The organism is Streptomyces sp. NPDC007205, assembly GCF_040634095.1.
Taxonomy (GTDB): domain Bacteria; phylum Actinomycetota; class Actinomycetes; order Streptomycetales; family Streptomycetaceae; genus Streptomyces.
The window spans coordinates 1-2,421 of record NZ_JBEYEW010000147.1 but is presented as its reverse complement, the minus strand read 5'-3'; the positions used below and the strand labels follow the sequence as shown (position 1 = coordinate 2,421).

The window sequence follows — 2,421 nt, the reverse complement described above, 5'->3', positions numbered from 1 at the left end:
CTGTGGCGGATAGTTCTTCATGACCACGAGATGTCCGTTCTCAGATCCTCAGGATCCAGTGTCTCGTGTGTCCAAGATCAGGGGTCAAGGCCCGTTGTCCGGTGCGACATGGGCACCGAGAAGAGCCGCAGTGCGCTTGTTCCCCTCCGCCTGGTTGATCTCACCGACCTCCAGGGCCGCGTACAGCCGCCGGCCTTCGGGGTCCTCGTTGAGGGTGGCACGCCACGCCTCCGGGGAAAGCCCTTCCGACTCGCACCACGCACGGGGAGCGGATCAGCGGTCAGCACCCCCGCGAAGTCCAGGATGAGCCCATGCTTGGCTTGATGGTCCGTGGTACCCATGGGCTGCGGCATGCTGCGTGCTCCCTCTCCCTCGGCTTCATAACGACGCTACCGTGCGCCGAGCACGCGGATGCCGACAAGCCTTGCACTTCCTCGGTCTTCTCCGACCGTCTGCCCTACGGCAGTCGACCGCAACCGCCAGCGCTGGCCGCGGGCCGGGTGTGGGCGAGGGTTCTTGGTAGCCGCTTCAGCCCTGTCGTTCTTCGGGCGGCGCCGAGCTGCCGACCGCGAAGCCGCAGCAGGGTCAGCCGCTCGGCGGGGAACTTCCAGACGGCCGTCGGCGTTGGCGGGGTGGCCCTGAGTGGTCAGTGCCGAGGCCAGGGACCGCAGCGAGAGCGTGGTCCAGCGCAACGGCCAGGCCTGATCCCCCGGCTGTGCGGCTCGATCAGAGCTTCAAGCGCGGGCAGGAGACCGGGGTCGGTGACCGTCACCGGCTTACGGCCGGCTCCTGGAGCCCGGATCCGCCCGGCTGGCAAAGGGCACCCGGACAGCGCGGCGATCCCGCGTGGGCGTCGCCACGTTCGTGATGCGCAACGAGCAGCACCTGACCGCCCTGGTACGACAGCGACTCCTCGGTCTCCATGGCAGCCCTCCCGGCAACGACCTACGGCCAGATCATCACATGTGATAGCGGGGAGAGGTGCGGCACCAGTCGTAGCAAGCTCTCATCATCAATTGCATGGAGCGGACATGCGTCCACACTGCCTGTCGGCTACCGTGGTCGAAGAGCTGCAGGGCATCCATGGCAGCAGGCAACTGGGCAGTGAGTACCAGAAATTCGTCCGCCCAGTTTCGGATGGTGTCGGCGACAGCGTCAATAGCCTCGAGCCGTGTGAGATTCCGGGTGCGCTCCAGAACCAGGATGAGGCAGTGCGGATCACCAAGCTCCTCCTCCTTCGCCCAGGAAAAGATGTCATTGACGGTGTCGCCGATGCGCCCGCATAGCTGACGCAGTTCGCCAAGCTGAGTGCATGCCAGTGCGATCGACGGCAGTTCGGCTCCGTCGATGCGTTCGGCAGCGTCCAGAAGGATGGGCATGGCTCCCTGGGTCCTGCGTAGCTGCAGATACTGCTCCACACTCAGTGCCTTGTACTGTCTCTTGTTCTCTGCCTCCTTAATAAGGCCGTGAAGGTATTCCTGCCAGTTCTGCATGGCTCGCTCACGCCAGGAAGCACTCATCCCTTCGCACTCCCGTCCCCATACGTCTGCCAGAGCTGCGGCCAGAGGACTATTCCAGAATCGAGATGGCTGATGCAGGGCCTGCAGGGGCTCTTGGATCTGGTCACGCACCTGATCCGGATCCAGATCAGAAGGCTCGAAGAGGTCATCGGCCGCGAAAATGATGGACATCACGTCCATACCGATATCCAGGTCGGGGCCGGTGGCCGAAGGGAAGAACCTGGCTGCTAGTTCCGGGCCCCGCCAATAGCGGTAGACCTCTTCTCCTGCCGGGTGACGGAGCAGGGCGAAGAGGCCAAACTGCCCCATCCAAGTGATGTTCCGTTCGGCAGCCGCATCGTCCGCCGAGAGACTAGGAGGCCAGGGAATATCCAGCTGAGTAGCTTGGGCGTTGAGAGAGAGGGGCGGGCCAGGGGGGCTCGCGGACGGAGGTATGGTCATTTCGCGTCCTTTGTGGAATCAGCCGCTGCGCCGTCGGCAGCCCCGCCCGGGTGACCGGTGGCATCCGGACGAGGTGTTCATCAAGGTCAACGGGCGGATGCGGTTTCTGTGGCGCGCGGTGGACCAGGATGGCAATGTCCTGGACATCCTCGTGACCGACAGGCGTGACGCGAAGGCCGCGAAGCGGTTCTTCCACAGGCTCCTCAAGGGCCTTGAGTACGTGCCGCGGGTGATCGTGACCGACAAACTCCGTTCCTCCGGCGCCGCCCACCGCGAGGTCATACCCTCCGTCGAGCACCGCTCCTCGAAGTACCTCAACAACCGGGCCGACAACTCACACCTGCCCACCCGGCGGCGCGAGTACGCGATGCAGGGCTTCCGCCGCGTCGGCACGACCCAGAGATTCCTGGCCTCCTTCTCCCGGATCTCACCGCACTTCCGCCCCCGCCGGCACCTGATG

The 2,421-nt window shown here is 64.7% G+C and carries 2 protein-coding genes and 2 pseudogenes; 1 reads left to right on the top strand and 3 read right to left on the bottom strand.

Annotated features, from left to right (window positions below; genetic code table 11):
- Positions 1 to 93 precede the first annotated feature (93 nt).
- From ABZ624_RS42685 to ABZ624_RS42675, 3 genes and pseudogenes are all read right to left on the bottom strand, one after another.
- Positions 94 to 341 (bottom strand): annotated as a pseudogene (locus tag ABZ624_RS42685) (HAD family phosphatase); the annotation flags it as partial.
- Between the two features lie 279 nt (positions 342 to 620).
- A pseudogene (locus tag ABZ624_RS42680) lies at positions 621 to 820 on the bottom strand (ISAzo13 family transposase); the annotation flags it as partial.
- A gap of 139 nt (positions 821 to 959) precedes the next feature.
- A complete protein-coding gene (locus ABZ624_RS42675; protein ID WP_360101074.1) occupies positions 960 to 1,829 on the bottom strand; it encodes a hypothetical protein in 870 nt (289 codons plus the stop codon).
- 124 nt (positions 1,830 to 1,953) lie between these two features.
- Here ABZ624_RS42675 and ABZ624_RS42670 point away from each other — a divergent pair.
- On the top strand, positions 1,954 to 2,421 hold a 468-nt coding region (locus ABZ624_RS42670; RefSeq protein ID WP_360101071.1), incomplete at its 3' end, for an IS6 family transposase.

Excerpts from the sequence above, each read along its gene's own strand:
- ABZ624_RS42675 (WP_360101074.1), bottom strand. The coding sequence starts at position 1,829 with ATGGGGCAGTTTGGCCTCTTCGCCCTGCTCCGTCACCCGGCAGGAGAA.